This is a genomic window from Roseibium sp. TrichSKD4, from assembly GCF_000148725.1.
Classification (GTDB): domain Bacteria; phylum Pseudomonadota; class Alphaproteobacteria; order Rhizobiales; family Stappiaceae; genus Roseibium.
This window is the reverse complement of sequence record NZ_GL476304.1, coordinates 303,946-321,044: the sequence shown is the minus strand read 5'-3', so window position 1 is coordinate 321,044 and position 17,099 is coordinate 303,946. Positions and strand designations below refer to the sequence as shown.

19 protein-coding genes are annotated in these 17,099 nt (G+C 54.5%); all 19 read left to right on the top strand.

Translation table 11 applies throughout. The features are described from left to right. The first annotated feature begins 11 nt into the window (after window positions 1-11). The 19 genes from TRICHSKD4_RS04465 to TRICHSKD4_RS04375 all read left to right on the top strand — a co-directional run bounded on the left by TRICHSKD4_RS04465 (window position 12) and on the right by TRICHSKD4_RS04375 (window position 16,731). Window positions 12-236: a hypothetical protein gene (locus tag TRICHSKD4_RS04465; RefSeq protein WP_009466246.1), complete on the top strand. Its 225-nt coding sequence runs from the start codon at window positions 12-14 to the stop codon at window positions 234-236. A 53-nt stretch (window positions 237-289) separates the two neighbouring features. After that, a complete protein-coding gene (locus tag TRICHSKD4_RS04460; RefSeq protein ID WP_009466245.1) occupies window positions 290-1,264 on the top strand; it encodes a phage tail tube protein in 975 nt (324 codons plus the stop codon). Beyond that, window positions 1,257-1,820, top strand: a complete 564-nt coding sequence (locus TRICHSKD4_RS04455; RefSeq protein WP_040616162.1) for a hypothetical protein — start codon at window positions 1,257-1,259, stop codon at window positions 1,818-1,820. Before TRICHSKD4_RS04460 ends, TRICHSKD4_RS04455 begins: the two co-directional genes overlap by 8 nt. 14 nt (window positions 1,821-1,834) lie before the next feature. Further along, a complete protein-coding gene (locus TRICHSKD4_RS04450; RefSeq protein WP_009466243.1) occupies window positions 1,835-2,095 on the top strand; it encodes a hypothetical protein in 261 nt (86 codons plus the stop codon). Next, complete coding sequence (locus TRICHSKD4_RS27920) at window positions 2,082-5,312, top strand: phage tail tip lysozyme (protein ID WP_009466242.1); 3,231 nt, start codon at window positions 2,082-2,084, stop codon at window positions 5,310-5,312. Before TRICHSKD4_RS04450 ends, TRICHSKD4_RS27920 begins: the two co-directional genes overlap by 14 nt. Next, complete coding sequence (locus TRICHSKD4_RS04440) at window positions 5,312-5,728, top strand: hypothetical protein (protein ID WP_009466241.1); 417 nt, start codon at window positions 5,312-5,314, stop codon at window positions 5,726-5,728. The genes TRICHSKD4_RS27920 and TRICHSKD4_RS04440 overlap by 1 nt, the downstream gene beginning before the upstream one ends. A gap of 1 nt (window position 5,729) precedes the next feature. Then, the gene (locus TRICHSKD4_RS04435; RefSeq protein WP_009466240.1) at window positions 5,730-6,254 is read left to right on the top strand and encodes a hypothetical protein; all 525 of its coding nucleotides are present in this window, start codon (window positions 5,730-5,732) and stop codon (window positions 6,252-6,254) included. Then, complete coding sequence (locus TRICHSKD4_RS04430; RefSeq protein ID WP_009466239.1) at window positions 6,251-6,664, top strand: NlpC/P60 family protein; 414 nt, start codon at window positions 6,251-6,253, stop codon at window positions 6,662-6,664. The genes TRICHSKD4_RS04435 and TRICHSKD4_RS04430 overlap by 4 nt, the downstream gene beginning before the upstream one ends. Before the next feature lie 8 nt (window positions 6,665-6,672). Beyond that, window positions 6,673-9,735 (top strand): host specificity factor TipJ family phage tail protein, encoded by a 3,063-nt coding sequence (locus TRICHSKD4_RS04425; RefSeq protein WP_139051957.1) that lies wholly within the window; start codon window positions 6,673-6,675, stop codon window positions 9,733-9,735. Window positions 9,736-9,931: 196 nt separating this feature from the next. Then, complete coding sequence (locus TRICHSKD4_RS04420; RefSeq protein ID WP_009466237.1) at window positions 9,932-10,747, top strand: hypothetical protein; 816 nt, start codon at window positions 9,932-9,934, stop codon at window positions 10,745-10,747. Between the two features lies 1 nt (window position 10,748). Then, complete coding sequence (locus TRICHSKD4_RS04415; protein WP_009466236.1) at window positions 10,749-12,320, top strand: regulator of chromosome condensation RCC1; 1,572 nt, start codon at window positions 10,749-10,751, stop codon at window positions 12,318-12,320. A gap of 12 nt (window positions 12,321-12,332) precedes the next feature. Next, a complete protein-coding gene (locus tag TRICHSKD4_RS04410; RefSeq protein ID WP_009466235.1) occupies window positions 12,333-12,887 on the top strand; it encodes a hypothetical protein in 555 nt (184 codons plus the stop codon). A 2-nt stretch (window positions 12,888-12,889) separates the two neighbouring features. Further along, on the top strand, window positions 12,890-13,249 hold the full coding sequence (locus TRICHSKD4_RS27915; protein WP_009466234.1) for a DUF1353 domain-containing protein: 360 nt from the start codon (window positions 12,890-12,892) through the stop codon (window positions 13,247-13,249). 92 nt (window positions 13,250-13,341) lie between these two features. Beyond that, window positions 13,342-14,118 carry a peptidoglycan-binding domain-containing protein gene (locus TRICHSKD4_RS28975; protein ID WP_009466232.1) on the top strand — a complete coding sequence of 259 codons (777 nt, stop codon included), beginning with the start codon at window positions 13,342-13,344 and terminating at the stop codon, window positions 14,116-14,118. Between the two features lie 70 nt (window positions 14,119-14,188). Continuing rightward, window positions 14,189-14,683, top strand: a complete 495-nt coding sequence (locus TRICHSKD4_RS04395) for a hypothetical protein (RefSeq protein WP_009466231.1) — start codon at window positions 14,189-14,191, stop codon at window positions 14,681-14,683. Beyond that, on the top strand, window positions 14,680-14,898 hold the full coding sequence (locus tag TRICHSKD4_RS04390) for a hypothetical protein (protein ID WP_009466230.1): 219 nt from the start codon (window positions 14,680-14,682) through the stop codon (window positions 14,896-14,898). The genes TRICHSKD4_RS04395 and TRICHSKD4_RS04390 overlap by 4 nt, the downstream gene beginning before the upstream one ends. A gap of 120 nt (window positions 14,899-15,018) precedes the next feature. Then, window positions 15,019-15,330, top strand: coding sequence for a hypothetical protein (locus TRICHSKD4_RS04385; RefSeq protein WP_040616160.1), 312 nt, complete (start codon window positions 15,019-15,021; stop codon window positions 15,328-15,330). Beyond that, the gene (locus tag TRICHSKD4_RS04380; RefSeq protein ID WP_009466228.1) at window positions 15,330-15,599 is read left to right on the top strand and encodes a hypothetical protein; all 270 of its coding nucleotides are present in this window, start codon (window positions 15,330-15,332) and stop codon (window positions 15,597-15,599) included. Before TRICHSKD4_RS04385 ends, TRICHSKD4_RS04380 begins: the two co-directional genes overlap by 1 nt. Before the next feature lie 124 nt (window positions 15,600-15,723). Further along, a complete protein-coding gene (locus tag TRICHSKD4_RS04375; RefSeq protein WP_009466227.1) occupies window positions 15,724-16,731 on the top strand; it encodes a hypothetical protein in 1,008 nt (335 codons plus the stop codon). Window positions 16,732-17,099: the final 368 nt, after the last annotated feature.

Sequence of the window (17,099 nt, the reverse complement as noted above, 5' to 3'; positions counted from 1 at the left end):
TGAGAAATCCAATGTCTGATTCTGTTTCGCTGAGCGCCATTGAGGAAAATGGTGTGACCTGCAAGAAATCCCCCCTTGGACGAGCGGCCAAGGGGACTTTTGTGTTGCTTGGCCCTGTTGAGGGGAAGGGTGCTCGTGGTGCCATTCTTCGGTTGAGCAAAGAAGAGGCTGAGCAATACGGGCAGCTTTTGCGCCCTGCGAGCGATTTGGATCTTGCTGTTGCTGGCAGGGTTTGATTGAGGCCGAATTTTCCTTGAATTTTTCGATTTTTGACCTGGAGACCTGATCCATGCCGACCAGTGCAACCCCGCGCGGCAAGACCGCAAATCTGCTTTTTTCTGACCAGGCGGATTTTCACACCGCCTCAGAGGGAACGTATTTGGCAACGCCATTTTACTCTGAAAACCTGGGTGAGAGTGAGCCGCAAGAAGCTGACCCGCTTCTTGGTACAGACCGTCACAACAACCGTGATCAGACAGGGCCTGCACCTGGGTTGGTCAGCATGAGCGGTGAAGTTGTCGTGCCCATGGATGTCAATCACTTGCCCTATTGGTTGACCATGCTTTTCGGGTCACCTGTTACAAGCGGTGATGGTCCCTATACGCATGTGTTCACCAGCGGCGGTGAAGTTCTTTCCTATCGGACCATTGAAGTGGAGAAGCGGGCGGGCGCAGCGTTTTTCCAAAATGTTGGGTGTTTGGCAGCCGGGATATCGTTTGACACTGCGCGGGCAAGTGGTTTTCGTCAGGCAACGGTTTCATTGGTCGGTCGAAGCCAGACAAAACTTGCAGCCAGTAAAGGTGGTTCTGTGGCAGAACAGTTGCCGTTGGGGCAAATACCAGCCGCCAAGGGTTTGATGCGGATCAATGGGGTTGATGCCGCCAATTTCCTGGGTGGTTCTTTCAATTACCAGAACAATCCTTCTGCCTCTGATGATTTGACAGGAGATAAGTATCTGGCCGGGTATGCATTGGATGAAGATGCCAGTTGTAACGGTTCGGGCCGGGTTCGGTATGTAAATGATGCTTATTACGACATCATGGCGGCGGGGGACCCGGTCTCGATGGAGCTGGAGTTTTCCTTGTCGCAAAGCGCCAGGATACTGCTTTCTCTTCCCACTGTTCGGTTTGAAAAGGCCCCTTTTGCGCCTGTGTCGGGGCCGGGTGGATTGCAGGCGGAGTTTAACTGGCGGGCGGAGCAAACTGCACACAAGGCCATGCTGAGCGTGACAGTGGAGAATGGGGTCGAGGCTTATAATGTTTAAGCCGTCGGCATATTCCTTTGAGGAACGGTCTGTGTCGTTGCCCTTTGGTGTTGTTCTTCATATGCGACCTGCCAACTCAATTGATGTTGAACAGGCGCAAACGGAAGCGGGGCAGGCTATCCGGGATTTTTTGATGTCCCAGGGCGCTTTGGCAGCGTTCGGTGTGCCAAATAGTCTTCTGGCCCAGCACGGTCTGGGGCTTGATGAGAGTGATGAGGATGGTGTTTTTTCATCTGGTGATGAGGAAGCGGCGAACGACTTTTTGGCTGAGCGGCTCCGCAGGTTCTTGGGGCTGTCGTCGTTTGTCTCCAGTGTTCTTCTTTTTGAGCAGCTCGTTTCTTCATGGGAGCATGTTGGAAATGAGAAGGGTGAGCCACTTGCCTTGTCCCGCGATGCGATTGGGCAGTTTCTTCTGCATAAGGACATGAAGTCTGCTTTTGACCGTGTGGCTTATTCGGTTCAAGCGACCGTGAGTGCAGAGGGAAACGAATTGCCCGTCTCGCAGCCTGGTTCGGGCGAGGCGGTTCGGACTACTGCTTGGGATGCAAAAAGCTGAACCAGAGTTGTGGCATGCGGTGTCCAGCTGAACGCTTTGCTCCAAAGACGGCTCTTGGCCGACTTGCGGTTCGTCTTGCAAGCGGGCAGGGCTCCTGGCGGGTGTCAGAGTTCAGCGGCAAACGCACCGGACTTATTGTCGGGGAAGCACTGGCCCGGGCGGGCCATGTGGACCCTGCCTTTATGTCTGTCGTCACAGAGTTCCTCGTTACTTTCGAAAGAGCCTATCTCAAGTCGAGTTTTGAGCATGAGGGTATGAACGATGGCCCGCAATAAAATGCCACAAGTCGGGATCCGTCTTGCCGCTGTTGACGGCAAGGTGGTTCAGCGAGAGTTGCGCAAATTCGGGCAGGAAGGCCAGGAGGCGCTCAAACGGATTGAGAAAGCCAGCAAACCGGCCAGAAGGAGCCTCAAGGCTGTTGATGCAGCTGTGTCAGACCTCAAGGGTCGCAGTGAGGGGCTTTCATCGAACCTTGGTGCTGTTGGTGCTGGCTTGAAAGCCATGGGGCCCGCAGGGGCCGCTGCCGCTATTGGCATTGGGGCGCTGACCCTTGGCCTTGGCAGTGTCATTCGATCCTCCAAGGATGCTGCCAGACGCGTCGCCGAGGTTGGGGATGCTGCCCGCCGCGCAGGCCTTGATGTGGAAGGGTTCCAGGAACTGCAAATCGTTGCCGACCGCAACAGGATTTCCGTAGATGCGTTAACTGACGGCTTGAAGGAGTTGAACCTGAGGGCTGACGAGTTTGTGTTTACGGGCAAGGGTCCTGCGAGCGAGGCTTTTCAACGGCTTGGGTTTGGAGCAGATGAGCTGAAGCAGAAGTTGAAAGATCCGTCAAAACTTCTTCTTGAGATTATTGACCGCCTGCAAGGATTTGATCGTTCTGCCCGTATTCGGATCGCAGATGAACTGTTTGGAGGAACGGCAGGAGAGCGGTTTGTCGAGCTGATTGACGTTGGTGCCAAAAATCTCCGCACGATGATCGAAGAGGCCCGCCTTGCAGGGAATGTCTTTGAGCGGGACCTGGTGCAAAAGGCCATGGAGGTTGACAGCAGCCTCAAACAGTCTGCCCTGACCCTTGATCGCAATTTGACCCGCGCTCTTTTGGATGCAGCGCCTGCCGCAAAGGACCTTATGGAGTTTCTGGCAGGGGCCGCGCGTGGATTTAGCGATCTCGTTGACCTGACGCGTGCGGTTGAGGATCAGGCGACCAGTCGCGTCCAGGGCAAGTACAATGACCTTTTGAACGAGCGGGTTGCAATACAGGATCGCCTCAAGGGTCTGGAAGAGCGAGATGGGGGGCGAGGGGATCAGCGTTTCGCATCGCTTATTCAAACAGCGCGCCACGATCTTGAAGTGATCGATAAAGAGCTCCAACGATATCAGGGCATTCTTGATCGAAGGAACGGATATGACCCCGATTTTGTTTTTGGGGAGGAAAATGACACTGGTGAGGATCAAAAACAGGCCTATCTTGCAGAGCAGGAGCGGGCCCGTCTTGAAAAACTTGCACAAGCCTGGATTGGCAAGGTCAAACCGGCAGCTGAGACTTATCAGGACGCCTTGAAGGATATTGCAGCAGCGGAACGGGAAGGCTTTTTGTCTGCTGAGCAGGCGGGAGATGCAAGAACGCGGGCGGCAAAAGACTATCAAAAGGCTCTTGAGCAATTGAACAAGCCGGCAAGCCGTGAGCTGGAAAAGAGACTTTCTGAAGTCAAGCGGCTGATTGAGGCGAGCCGCACACCGGCAGAAGAGCTGGGGGACCGTCTTCAGCGCATTGGCGAACTCGAGAGTGAAGGGCTTTTTGCGCGTGTGGGAGGGGATGGGAACCTTGCCAGAGTCAAGGCGATGCGTGACTACGCTTCGGCGGCGGATGATGCGGCAACGTCGCTTTTGCGATTGGAGGAGTTGTCCCATGGCAATGGGCCGAACGCCTATGCAGCAAAGCTTTATCTTGCAGAACGCAAGGCCTCGGATTTGAAAGAGGCTGTCAGTCCCTTGCGAAAGGAGCTTGCGGACGGATTTGCAGATGCGATTGTCAATGGAGAAAAATTCTCCGATGTTCTGGAAAATCTTGCCAAACAGATTTTGCGGGACTTTCTGGCGGGGCAGCTGAACTTTCTGTTTGGCGGAGCCGCCCCGAATGATTTTCTGTCGAGACTACTTGGATCGATAACCGGTCGGACATCGGGTGGTGTCACTGTTCCAGCACTGTCAGGAGCACCGGCTCAATCTGCTGCAAACCCGGCTTTCGGGTCAGTGGTTGGTTTGCAAGGGGCGCGATCTTCCATTCCTCTTACTTCGCCTGCTGCCCCGTCTTTTGATGGATCAGTTGCCTCGCAGGTCTGGAACTTCTTTTCCCAAAAGGGTCTCAAGGATTTTCAGACGGCTGCAATTCTTGGTCACGTCAAGGCAGAAAGCGCCTTTAATCCGCTGGCTGTGGGGGATGGGGGTAATGCATTTGGATTATTTCAGCACAATGACAGGCGTTTTAATCTGTTTGATTTCATTGGTGGCCGCAAGAATCTTGGAAATGTGCAGGGGCAGCTCAATTTCGCCTGGTCGGAGCTGATGTCCACAGAAGGGCGCGCCTTTCGCGCTTTGCAAAACAGCTCCAATTTGCGTGAGGCAACGGCTGCCTTTGGCGGCTTTGAGCGTCCCTCCGGCTTTAGCTGGGGCAACCCTGAAGCCATGCATAACTGGACTGGCAGACTGCAGGCAGCGCAAGACGCGCTGGATACGTTTGGGGGCGGGCTTTCAAATTCGGCGTCAAGCCTGACCCGCTTTGATGGGGGGGTCGGCCAGGCCGTATCGTCTCTTGCGAACAGTTCCGGTTCACTTGCCAACACAGCGACTTCGTTTGCCGGAGAATCCCAAAACCTTGCAGGTAGCTTGTCACGCGGACTTCAAAACGTCTTCTCCGGACTGAGTGAGGCCGGAGGTGGGCTTGCCGGTGGAGGATTGGGAGGCGGGGGAGGCTTTGGCGGGTTCTTTGCAGGTCTCTTTAAGGGGATTGGCGGATTGTTTGGCTTCCAGGAGGGCGGCGCGACGGGGCCAGGTGCAGATAATCAGGTCAAAGGGGTTGTTCATGCCAACGAGTATGTATTCAGCGCCCCGGCAACGCGGCGTATTGGCGTTGATGTACTGGAGGCTTTGCATCGCAACACCTTGAAAGGGTATCAGGCGGGCGGATTTGTAAGCTCCCATGGGCCTTCGGCCTTTGCATCGTTTGCGTCTCCTCCTGTTTCGGCGAATGAAAATGGAATGCGGGCCGGGGCTTTTGTTGCACCTGCTGCTCCCCCTGTCAGCGTGGTCGTGAACAACTACTCAAAGGCTCATGTTGATGTTGAAGAGGAGCGGGACGAGCGTGGCGGACGCAGTATTCGTTTCATAATGTCAGAGCAGATTGCCGATGGTATCAACATGCGTGGTGGTGCTGCACAAAAGACGCTTGGTCAGGACTATGGTCTGACGAAAAAGCGGGTGAAGCGGTGATGCTTGAGTGGCCTGACGATCTTCCCAAGCCTCAACGGAGCAGCTATCAGCGTCAGCCACAGGACCCGCGTCTTAAAAGACGCCGGGAAACCGGCCCGCCTTCCTTTCGTCGCCGGTTTTCCTCCGTGGCGCAGTTTTATGGGTTTTCAATCAGTGTTGACCGGGATCAAAAGGCCGTTTTTGATCAGTTCTATCACCACGCAACGCTTGAAGGGACACGGCCCTTTGTGATGCCGGATCCGACCAGTGACGGGTGGTGGCTTCTAGATTCAGGAGGGGAGCGTTTGTTGACGCCGACAGGCGAACCTCTCCTGCTTTCTGCGCCGTGGATTTGTCTGTTTGGCGAGCAGCCTCCCAACGAAACCACACGCGGTATTCGCTTCCAGATTTCTTTTCCTATCGTGGTTATGCCGTAACATGCGCCGTGTTTCACTGAACCAGCGTTTGTCGCTGGAGGATGCTTCATCTGATGAAGTCGAGGTGGCTTTGTTTGTGTTTGAACACTCAGAGCTTGAGGAGCCGGTGCGTCTATCGAGCGATCCAACTGAGCGCTTGTGGAGCGACCCTCTTGCTTACGGGACAAGGTCAACGTTCAATGACAGCAATCCGTCAAGCGAACCGTTTCACTTTGTTCTGGTTTCAACGGATTTACCCAGTGATCTGGAAGAGGCTCCAGCTGAGGCAACACTTGTGCTGGAAAATGTCACCAGAGGCATTGCAGACGTTCTTCAATCCATAACAACCAGGGCAACGGCCCATATGGCTATTGTTTTGGCCTCAAGCCCGGACGTGATTGAAGCTGAGTATCGCGATTTGCGCCTTGTGCGGGCCGAGGGTGATGCGTCGGAAATCACGCTCTCAATTAGCCGGGAGTCAATTGAAGAAGAGGCATTCCCAAGTGCTCGCATGACCAAGCAACGCTTTCCGGGGCTTCATCGATGAGCTGGACCAATTCCTATATTGGCATCCCGTTTTTAAATCTTGGTCGCGATCGGGGTGGGTGCGACTGCTACGGCCTTGTTGTTTTGGTCTATCGCGAGAAACTGGGGATCCAACTTGCCTCCTATCATGAGGATTATGTCAGCTGTGAAGAGCGCGAGGAAATCGACGGGCTTTTTTGCGGAGGCGTTAGCCAGGGGCCGTGGGGTCAGGTTGAAGAGCCGTCCATGTTTGATATTGCGCTCTTTCGAAGAGGGCGTGGGGCTGCCCATTGTGGGGTCGTGGTGACGCCTGGTTTGATGCTTCATGTCTGCGGCGATGATCAGGCCAAGCTGGAGCGCTACTGTGTCGGGGCCTGGAAGCATCGGTTGATCGGGCATTTCCGGCATAAAAAGATGAGAGCCATAGCATGAGCGAGAGCATGCCCCCAGATAAAGTTCCGGTTAAGGCTCAAGATATCAAGGCGACAAACACATTGCCTGTGCTTGCATCTCCCTGTTTGCTTGATCCTGGTCTTGGCCGGATCGATCTGGACCTTCCTTGCGGAATGAGCCTTGCTGAAATCGTTGCGAGCGTGCTGCCGGGTCTTGGAATAAGCGCTGACGCTGCCGGGAATCTACCCTTGCGTGTGGTCTTGGTAAATGAGCAAGGTGCCATGCCGGTTGAGCAACGAAACTGGCAGTTTGTCCGTCCTCGTCCAGGTGTGCGTGTTTTGATCCGGGCCCTGCCGGGTAAAAGTGCAATTCGAACCATTTTGATGATTGTTGTTACCATTGCAGCTGTCGCTCTCGGTCAGCTTTGGGCTGTTCCAATTGCCGGTGCGCTTGGAATATCTGCAGCTGTTGTCTCTGCTGGTCTGACTTTGGGCCTGTCTGCACTTGGGAACCTTTTGGTAAATGCGCTTGTGCCGCCTACGTCTGCCAATCCGGGCGACCAGTCCGGTGCGGGGGGTAATGAAGTCAAGCAGTCCTACACGATCACGGGCTGGAAAAACCGGCTTTCACCAGATGGCGCTGTCCCGGTTGCGCTCGGCAAGCATCGTTATGCTCCGCCTTTTGGCGCGATTTCCTATACGGAAATTGTTGGAGATATCCAGTATGTGCGTGCCCTGTTCCTGTTTGGGTATGGCCCTCTCAAATTGTCTGAATTCAAACTTGGTACCACAGATCTCGATGAATATGACGAAATTGAAATCGAAACCCGGGAAGGGCTTTCCGGCGATGCGCCTTTGACGCTTTATCCCAAACAGGTGATTGAAGAGGCTGTTGGGTCTGATCTGACAAGGCCACTTCCCAGAAATGATGCAGGCACAGTCGTCTCGGGACCTGCCAATGAAAAACCGGTGACCCGCTACACAGCTGCAAATTCCACGGGCGCGTCGGTTATCATCTCGTTCCCGGGCGGACTGTTTCACTATAATTCCAATGGTAAACTTCAGTCCTTGAGTGTCTCTGTGCGGATCAGATACAGAGCCCTGCAAAGTGGTGATGACTGGACCACGGTCACGACGCTTAATGTGAGTGCGGGCAAGCGAGAGGCGTTTTATCGCCAGCATAGCTGGGAATTTCCAAAGCGTGGACGCTATGAAGTTGAGGTGACGCGATTAACGAATGAGCGAACGAATGACCGGGAACAGGATCGGACGGTTTTTCTGGTTTTGCAGTCCCTGCGTCCTGAGTACCCCTTGAACTTTGATCGCCCGCTCGCACTGGCTGCCCTTCGTATCAAGGCCACTTACCAGCTTAACAACTCTCTCGATAATTTCAGTGCTCTGGTGTCTCGGGTGTGCCTGGATTGGGACAAGGCAGGTGGGAGCTGGATCTCCCGCGAAACGTCAAATCCGGCGGCGCTCTACCGATTTGTTCTTCAGTCTCCGGCCAATCCCTATCCGGTGGCAGACAGTGGGATCGATCTGGGTTTCCTTCAGGATTGGCATGAATTTTGTGCTGCCAAGGGTCTCAAGTTCAACTTTGTGCTGGACCGCGATCTGACGCTCTTTGAAGTTCTGCAGCTGATTGCGGCAGCGGGCCGCGCCACTCCGCGCCATGACGGGGTTAAGTGGAGTGTCGTTATTGATCGACCTCAGGACATGGTTGTTGACCATATCAGCCCGCGCAATTCGGACGGCTTCAAGTGGACGCGCACATATCTGGATCCGCCAGATGCCTTCCGGGTTCCGTTTTTTGATGAGACCAACGAGTTTGAACCGGCAGAGCGTGTCGTGCCGTGGCCCGGTTTTTCCGGTGAGATCAACTTGACGGAAGAAATTGAACTTCCGGGAAAAACCAATCCGGATGAGATCTGGATTGAGGCGCGTCGGCGCATGTACGAAATCATCCATCGCCCTAATCGCTATTCTGCTCTTCAGGATGGGGCGGTTCGTGTTGCAACGCGCGGTGATTTGATCATGGGATCCCTGGATGTTCTGGAAAAATCGCAGGTGGCAGCACACGTAAAGCGTGTTGAGGGCAATCTGATTGTTCTGGATGAAGAGATCCAAATGGAAGAAGGCGCTGACTATGCTGTCCGCTTTAGAACCGGGATCTGTGAAGAAGACACAATTGGAACGTCAAGCCTGCGTAGCGTTGTCTTCGAGAGTGAGCCTGGATGCGTGATCCGGGTTGATGGCGGTGGGGTGTTGCCGAAGGCTGGTGACATTGTCCATTTTGGCAAGGCGTCCCAAGAAAGCAAGCCACTTATTGTTCGCGGGATTGAGGCGGGGCAGGATTTTACCAGCCACATCACATTCGTTGATGCAGCCCCTGAAATCGATGCGTTGACGGATGCGGAGGAGCCGCCAACATGGTCTGGCGTGATTGGATCGGAACTGGATGACCAGCTGTCCATTCCGGCAAGGCCGCGCTTTACGGCCATTCGAACGGGCGTTGCCGGGACCGGGTCTGCAAATGGTCTTGATGTGCTTTTGGTTCCAGGCTCGGGCAGCTCTGCCACTATCGGGCGTTTTGAGATTGATCACAGGCTTTCTGGGACATCGCCGTGGACAAGTGTTGACGTAACAGCCGCTGAGGGCGGCGGGGCGATCTCCGGCTATGAGGTCGGGGACAGGGTTCAATTGCGGGCTCGTGCCTTGACGCCCAATGGTCTTCCAGGACCTTACAATGCCATATTCAGCATCACGATCGGCGAAACGGATGCAGGCATTCCGCGTGGCCTTGGGAACGGGAGTGGTGTTGTTGGCGGGAAGGCTCATGCGAAAGTCACCATCGTGACCCAGAACGACGAGAATGTAGTGGCAGTTGTTATCTATCGTCTTGCCAGTGCCGGCGTACTTGATCGTGAGGCCCACGTTATTGGAACTCATGGGGTTTCCAGGTCTTCAACACTTGAGGTTATTGACGGCGATGCCACAGGTGAAGATGGCGCGCTGTTGCCGGCAGGGTCCTATGATTATTATCTTGAGCCGAAGAATGAGGACGATGTGGCCGGGCCTGTGTCGGGCCCCTATACCGCAGTGATTACTTGAGCGTGTTCAGGCGAAGCGACGGAACTCCGTTCCGCAAGTGGGTGAAAACAAATAGATAGAGCAAATCGAGTGGTCAAACAGACACGCGGCATGCTCTGACCTTACATCTCATCGAACCTTACCAAGCAACTCTTTCAATGCGGCTTTCGCCTGTGCGAAACGCGTCTTTTTGCTGTCTGTTTAGCGGAGCCATCACATGGGAATCAGAACCAGCCATTTGGACGTTGTCCCGATACTGGATGAGGTTATTGGTCATGCTGAAGTGGCGGGCCACAAAAAGACAGTCGTCATGCCGGCAACCAAACTTGCCGCACAGCTGGATGCAAGACGGGGCCCGAGCCTTGCGACTTTGGCCGAGCTGGAAGCGGATCTTGACTGGGGCGAAGGTGCCGAGGCCAAAGTCTGGGGAGACGCTTCATCTGACAAACGTGGTATTTACCGCAAGTCAGGGGTGTCAGGTCAGGGGCAGTGGACCCGGATAGGACCGCTTCCCGAAACCGATATTACGCATTCACTCAGGGTTCCGGACGAGGAAACGATTGAGCCGTTCCCCCAAAAGGCTGACCGGGCTGGCACGGTCATGATGTTTGACGCTGACGGTCAGCCGACAGCAGGTCCGACAGCGTCTGATATTTCTAATGCCCAGGCTCATGCGCAAGGAATAACGGCTGCCAGGGATGCTGCGGAGGCTGCAAAAAAACGGGCAGAAGAAATTGCGGCCGATGTTCAGGAGACGTTTGACGATGCTGCACAAAAGGCTGCCCAATCAGTTGTTAGTTCTGTCCAGTCAGCTGTTGAGCGGGCGGAGGCTGCAAAAGCAAAAGCAGAAGAACTGCTGGCAGCAGGCAGCGTGTTTTATGGCCTCTACCGCGAAGACGATCATCTGATTTTAGAGAACGGTACCGGCGACTTCGACACATCCAAATATCTTTGTTGGGACATCGGGCCTCCGGGTCTCACATTCTCCATTGATCAAAACGGCCATCTAATTCTGGCAACGCAGGAGGGCTGAGATGAAGCTTGACTTGAACAAGATTAAATTCACATGGCGCGGTGAATACGACACTGCAACCGAGTACGAGGCGGATGATATCGTCAGCCTTGACGGGTCCACGTATATCTGCGTGGCGTTGGAGGCTGTGACTGGCATTGCGCCCGTGGAATGGGCCAACACCACCACATGGCACTTGTACAATCGCGGGCTGTCCGCAGCAGAACGCCAGTCCAGCTTGAATGCAGCTGGAAACCGGGTCGCGAAGTTGACTGATGGCAAAGCGATGTATGGCCGATATCGTTCTGGCGGGGTCATCATGGAAGACGGAACGCTGCGCCTTTGGGGAGATAGTGGCTCCGGCCAATTGGGGCAAGGCACTTGGCACCACCATCGGTCAACGCCGATCACTCCTGCCTTTCCCAAGACTGATGCGACCGTGGCAAAATGGGTGACTTCTGGGAGAGAAAACCTGTGCCTGATGTCAGACGGCTCAGTCTATGTTTGGGGGCAGAATGGTTACGGTTGCCTCGGTGTCGGGAACACCAGTAACGTTCATGTTCCAACAAGGGTAACAGCTCTTGATGGCGTCAACATCATCGACATATCCGTTGGTCAGAGTCGGTATACCGGTTCCATACATGTGATGTTCCTTGCCGATGACGGGCGACTGTTTGCGAGCGGCTACAATGCTTACGGTCAGCTCGGGCTCGGCAACACGACATCGGTCAGCACACCAACAGCCTTGGCAAAAGACGATTGGTCTCAGGTGGTTTGCGTTGGCAGTAACTACGGTCGGACATTCGCAATTGATGAAAATGGCGGATTGTTTGCGTGGGGATATAACAGCCAAGGCCCGCTGGGTCTGGGCAACTCGAATAACCGAAGCGCTCCGGAGCAAGTTACTCTTCCTGACAAATGCGTCGAGATTGTTGGTTGTATGGACGATAATCATTCGACCGGCGATCAACCCTACGGCCACACTCTTGCTCGATTGGAGGATGGCCGCGTCTACAGTTGGGGCTACAACGGTTATGGGCAGCTCGGGACCGGCAACACGTCTACGGTCCATAGCCCGCAACACATCGCCGCGCTTGGAACCGATAATGAGCAGTTGCTCGCTTGGGGCGGAGCTTACGGCTCAAGTGCGGTGGTGAAGGCCGATGGGACAATCCGGACCTTCGGCTACAACAACTACGGCCAACTTGGGCTCGGAAACACCTCCAATACAAACAGCCCTCAAAACCCTGGAATTGAGGGAAATGGCGGCATCAAGCAAGTCCTCGGATATGGGGGCTATAATTACGCCTCCTTGGCTGTTTTGCATAACGACGGGACGTTGCTGACAACCGGCTACAACGGCAACGGCCAGCTCGGCGTGGGGCATACATCGCACCGATCCTCCTTCACGCCCGTACACATCATGAAACACAAGCCCGTTGCGCTCTGCGCGGTCGGCTACGTGAATGAAACCGGTATGGGCATCCTGACCGATAACGGTCTCTACTATCAGACTGGATATGGCGGGCATGCCCAGATCCCGGATGATGATCATGAACCAAGCTGCGTTCCGTACCTGGTTCAGTTTCAATAAGGGAGCCTTTAGATGAAACTCTTTGAAATCTCGGAAGGGGCGACCATCGTAGAGCCGCCGATGACCAATAGTGTGCTTGCCGTTGTGTATCTGGGGCAAAAGTACCTTGCATTGCTTGTGGGTTCCAAAATGCCGAAAGGCACAAAGGGGCTCAAGGAAGTCAATTGGCAAGAGGACACGGAAGTTCGGGCAGCAGCCGTTGCTGACATGAAGTCGTCCGGCAACCCCGATGAGTTTGATGGTGAGCGACGGAACGTCTATGAGAAGCTGACAGCGCCTACCGAGGCTGAACAACAGGCCGCATTGATTGCCGGTATCCGGGCTGAAGTCGGACGGCGGATTTTGGAACATGCCAGTCAGTCAACACAGATGAACCTGTCAGCTGCAGCTGGCGGCGGTATTTTGTCTGAAGAGCAAATGGCGGCCTATCGTGCTGGTTTGATGTGGATCGCTCAAGTTCGCCAAACTGGCAAGGCTCTTGTAGAAGCCGTCGATCCGGACTTTGCCAATGACGAAAAGTGGCCGAAGGTTCCTGAGGCGACCGCTGAACTGGCTGCTCAGTTTTAAAAATGACTGGAATAGCCCGGTTTGACGGATTTGAGCGGGTTCCAGGCACCCGGAAACGCTACCGGCTGACTGCGCCGCTGCTATGGGATGTCAGCAAGAAGGGCTCCAACTGGACGCTCATTCTGCCGCCAGGTACCGAGTTTGATATTTCGGTGCCATGGTGCCTGGAATGGGTGCTTGATCCCCATGATCGTGCGGTTCTTCCAGCCGCTGCCATTCATGATGAACTCTTGATACGCGGACATGATCCGTCTGTTTCATCGGCGGAGTTTAGAAGAGCTGCTGTTGCTAGAGGATGCTCCAGGCGATGGGGCTGGGTGCTCTTCTTCTCAACCCTCCTTTGGACGGCGTTCGGCAAATAGCGCCGGCTGATCCCCTTTTTCAAAAATCCAACTGTCATCAGGCTCACGCACGTGGGCCTTTTCGTGTTTTGCCCTGAACAAGGAAGCCAATCATGCGCCCACTCACAGAAATCATTGTCCATTGTACGGCAACGCCTGAAGGGCGGGCTGTGTCGGTCAAGGAAATCGACACATGGCACCGCGCCCGTGGCTGGTCCGGTATTGGCTATCACCGCGTGATCGATCTGAATGGCGACAGTTGGCAGGGCAGGGATTTGGCAAGTGTGGGCGCGCATTGCGCGGGCCACAATCTCCGTACCATTGGCGTGGTCTATGTCGGCGGGCTTTCCAAGGATGGCAAGACTGCGAAGGACACCCGCACCCTTTCCCAGAAAGAGGGATTGATTGCCGAGCTGACCAATTTGCGGGACCGGTTCAACATTCAAAAAGTGTCTGGTCACAATGAATATGCGGCTAAAGCCTGTCCGTGTTTCAACGCCTCCGCCGAGTATGACCACCTTTTCCCGGAAGGGCGCAGCATCGTGGTTTCCAAAAACCCGGACGGGCTGTTGAGGCGAGGGGATGCGGGGCCGGATGTTCATCGATGGCGTGAGGATCTGGGTGCTTACCGTGACAAGATCGGCCATCCGTATCCTGTGCCGGCAACAGGCCCGTTTGATCACACGCTAGAGCTGGTGACCATGTGGTTCCAGAAAGAACGTGGCATTCAGGTGGATGGCATTGTCGGTCCGCAGGTCCTCGAGGAAATGAAACTGGCCCTGCAAGGCAAGCCGCCATTCCTTGCCATGCCTGACAATGACGAAAAGCCTGATACGGCAACCGCGCTCTACCACGCAGAAATGATCGTCAAACTTCTCAAGACGGCTTGAACCAATAGCCGCTTGATTCGCTGAACATTCAGCAAACCCTCACTACCTCAAAAAATCGGAGTATTTTGAAATGATCCGCTTCGCATTCGCGGCGCTGATAGCGCTCGTTCTGTGTCCCGTCTCGGCCTTTGCCGGGACCACAGTTGATCTTTCCCCCTTTGCGGTTCCTGTCTTTGAGACGGTGATGACGGTTCTGGCAGGTGTTGTTGTCTGGTTTGGCCGCAAGGCCGTGAACACCTTTGAGGCCAAGACGGGCATCCAGCTCAATGAACAGATGCGAGCCAGGCTTGATGACGCGCTCTTCAACGGTATCGCTTACGCCAGAGAGCGAATTGGGGAACGGCTCGGAAACCAAATGGGAGACCGTCTCTCGGGTTCCCTTGAGGTCGATGTCAAAAACGAAACCCTTGCCATGGCAGCTGACTATGTTCTCAAGGCCATGCCCGAAACCTTGGACTATTTCGGGATAAACCGGCAGGGCGTGATTGACCGCCTTGAGGCGCGGCTTGGTATGGACCTCAACCGGGATGGCCGGATCGGCTTTGTGACGAGCCACTCCTCATGAACCTTCTCGTCTCTTTTGTGACAAAGCTGCTCGCGGACCTTGTTCGCGGGCTTGTCTTAGACTGGAAACAGGACCGGCTTATCCGACAGAACACTGTTTTGAAGGCTCAGCTGAAGTCCCGAAAGGCTATTTCCCGTGCACGTCAAACATCTGATCGCCGCGCTCTTGGCGATATTCGCAACCGGCTGCGTCAGCGCACCAATCGGCCCAAATAGCGGCCTCTGTGCCGCCTTGTCCGAGATCAAGTGGGAAGCACACGACGCCGATGTTGTGTCAGAGCGACTGGCTCGCTCACTCGATACTGTTCTGGAGCTTGAGAAAGAGCAGGGGTGCCGATGATGGATGGATCAATTGCAGACCTTTGGAGCGGTATTGGGTCCAATATCCAGCTTCTCGCCCTGTCCGGGATCACCGGGGCGGTGGTCAAGGCCGTTGTTGCTCCTGAGCGGCACTGGCGCAGGCGACTTGCCCAAGGCGTTGCCGGTGGGGCCGCTGCCATCTTTCTTGGCCCTATAATCGCACACTTTCTGACAGGTTTCGTTGAACAGGAGGTCTATGCCTGGTTGGCGGCAGGGTTCCTGTGCGGCTATGCCGGTGAAACCGCTGTCCTGCTACTTCAAAACAAATTGGTCGGGGGCAAGAAGTAATGGTGTTCTGGATCGATCAATTTGTTACCTGGGCAACCGCACTTGCCGGATGGTGGATTATTCACCAGACCAGCGACACCCGTCTCGGGCTGGTTCCCGCCATCATGCGGATTGGTATTGGCCTATTGGTTCTGGCATTGTCCGCAGATGGGCTTGGTGAATTGGGGCTGATGGGTGTGCCGAATATAGCGTTGCTGCTCAAGGCTGGGCTCGGCGTGCTCTTCGCGGGCGTGATCCTGTTCCACTATCAAAGGTTCAGGCAGTTGTAGTGAATTCGGGAGCCAACAAATTCGATTGGTTCTATTGAAACGCTCGACAGGCGAAATCCATCAAGTTTAGAACTGGAGATAGTTATGTCTTAAATTGTTCTTCGAGATATTTGGAACACCAAGGATGTTATACAAGGATTTGATATCCACTTATGGCTCTTCGCTGGCAGGTAGGTCTTCACCGAAGGACGATCCGATATGGCATTTTTCCCGAACCGACGAGCTTCGACTGTTTCGAGAAAATACACTTGAGGCACTGCAGCAGGCCAAAGTTTATCTACTGGATCATTTGGCGGCTTCTTACGCAGATACACTCCATGATGACTTTTTATTGCAAGTGAAGGACACAGATGTCCCTTCGGTTGTAAAACTGGGAGCGATTGAGCTTCCTGCCAAGGTTGCTTGGGTTGAGTTTGATTATGGGGCGTTGGCTTCATCACGCGTTGATCGAGATTCGCCCCAAAATGCAGGCTATGAAAAACCACTGGGTTCGGGTCTATGCGGTTATTTGATCGATGATCGCGATGCAGATCATTTAAGCATCATCATGTTCGCTCGTGAAAGCGGTTCCAAGCTTATGGATCCCACATGCCGACTTCGGGTTATCCGTGCTGCAGACGGGCAGCCGAATTTCGACGACTACCTGTTAGACCGGGTCCTTCATTTACTTGATTACTATAAGCGGCTCCAATACCCAGAGGAACGCATTCATGCGAATCTGGGGTATTTCGATAGCCGCACGAAGCAAGACCTTTTTATCCCATTTGCGCTCTTTGCGATGCTGGTTTCTCCTGACTTGGGAGGAATTATCCCAACGCCGACGGAAACACTTTCAGCGAAGGAAGCTAAGGTGGCCCGTAAGTTCGGGAAGTCCTGGGTTACCAGCGCGCAGAAGTCCCATCTAACGATCCGGATCGGCCCTCAAGCCATCTCCCATATGATAGAGAAGCAGGCTCGCATAGAGTTCGAGCGACAATCGAGGGAAGAGCGGGCTGGTCCAGTTCGCCATTGGGTGAGTGAACATGAGCGTCATTACCGCAACGGGAAGGTCGTACTGGTCAAAGGGCACTTCCGTGGGGATGAGCCCGTTTCCAACCTGCCAACGCGGGTTATGGGGCCGAAGACTGGGTGAGCCAAATGCAAACCTTACAATCCGATACAATTCAAACGTCGCCGCAGTTTACCTGTGATGTAACTGCTACCACTGGTCCGAAGGGACACGCGAAGTCGCTCTTAGGGTGGTCAACCTGAGAGGGGCGTCTAGTTGATTGACCGTTGCCAGACGCCTTTCTCTGTTTGGCGCTGCTGTTTGGACACCCGCGCGCGGGAGTGATCGGTGTTGGCCTGTAAAGGTTGATAGCAGGATCAGGAGATAACGGTCTCGTCCGTCATCTCATACGGGACATTCACAAAGGATCGATACCGTTTGGTGCGCCCCCAAGTGGCTCCGGATCGCGGCTGAGTGCCTGATCAACGCTAAGGAGTTAGCGTATCAATGAA

Bases quoted from the DNA above. Each gene is read 5' to 3' on its own strand.
- TRICHSKD4_RS04395 (WP_009466231.1), top strand. From the start codon at position 14,189: ATGATCCGCTTCGCATTCGCGGCGCTGATAGCGCTCGTTCTGTGTCCC.
- TRICHSKD4_RS04385 (WP_040616160.1), top strand. From the start codon at position 15,019: ATGATGGATGGATCAATTGCAGACCTTTGGAGCGGTATTGGGTCCAAT.
- TRICHSKD4_RS04430 (WP_009466239.1), top strand. From the start codon at position 6,251: ATGAGCTGGACCAATTCCTATATTGGCATCCCGTTTTTAAATCTTGGT.
- TRICHSKD4_RS27920 (WP_009466242.1), top strand. From the start codon at position 2,082: ATGGCCCGCAATAAAATGCCACAAGTCGGGATCCGTCTTGCCGCTGTT.
- TRICHSKD4_RS28975 (WP_009466232.1), top strand. From the start codon at position 13,342: ATGCGCCCACTCACAGAAATCATTGTCCATTGTACGGCAACGCCTGAA.
- TRICHSKD4_RS04425 (WP_139051957.1), top strand. From the start codon at position 6,673: ATGCCCCCAGATAAAGTTCCGGTTAAGGCTCAAGATATCAAGGCGACA.
- TRICHSKD4_RS04415 (WP_009466236.1), top strand. From the start codon at position 10,749: ATGAAGCTTGACTTGAACAAGATTAAATTCACATGGCGCGGTGAATAC.
- TRICHSKD4_RS04375 (WP_009466227.1), top strand. From the start codon at position 15,724: ATGTTATACAAGGATTTGATATCCACTTATGGCTCTTCGCTGGCAGGT.
- TRICHSKD4_RS04465 (WP_009466246.1), top strand. From the start codon at position 12: ATGTCTGATTCTGTTTCGCTGAGCGCCATTGAGGAAAATGGTGTGACC.
- TRICHSKD4_RS04455 (WP_040616162.1), top strand. From the start codon at position 1,257: ATGTTTAAGCCGTCGGCATATTCCTTTGAGGAACGGTCTGTGTCGTTG.
- TRICHSKD4_RS27915 (WP_009466234.1), top strand. From the start codon at position 12,890: ATGACTGGAATAGCCCGGTTTGACGGATTTGAGCGGGTTCCAGGCACC.
- TRICHSKD4_RS04450 (WP_009466243.1), top strand. From the start codon at position 1,835: ATGCGGTGTCCAGCTGAACGCTTTGCTCCAAAGACGGCTCTTGGCCGA.
- TRICHSKD4_RS04440 (WP_009466241.1), top strand. From the start codon at position 5,312: ATGCTTGAGTGGCCTGACGATCTTCCCAAGCCTCAACGGAGCAGCTAT.
- TRICHSKD4_RS04420 (WP_009466237.1), top strand. From the start codon at position 9,932: ATGGGAATCAGAACCAGCCATTTGGACGTTGTCCCGATACTGGATGAG.
- TRICHSKD4_RS04410 (WP_009466235.1), top strand. From the start codon at position 12,333: ATGAAACTCTTTGAAATCTCGGAAGGGGCGACCATCGTAGAGCCGCCG.
- TRICHSKD4_RS04435 (WP_009466240.1), top strand. From the start codon at position 5,730: ATGCGCCGTGTTTCACTGAACCAGCGTTTGTCGCTGGAGGATGCTTCA.
- TRICHSKD4_RS04380 (WP_009466228.1), top strand. From the start codon at position 15,330: ATGGTGTTCTGGATCGATCAATTTGTTACCTGGGCAACCGCACTTGCC.
- TRICHSKD4_RS04460 (WP_009466245.1), top strand. From the start codon at position 290: ATGCCGACCAGTGCAACCCCGCGCGGCAAGACCGCAAATCTGCTTTTT.
- TRICHSKD4_RS04390 (WP_009466230.1), top strand. From the start codon at position 14,680: ATGAACCTTCTCGTCTCTTTTGTGACAAAGCTGCTCGCGGACCTTGTT.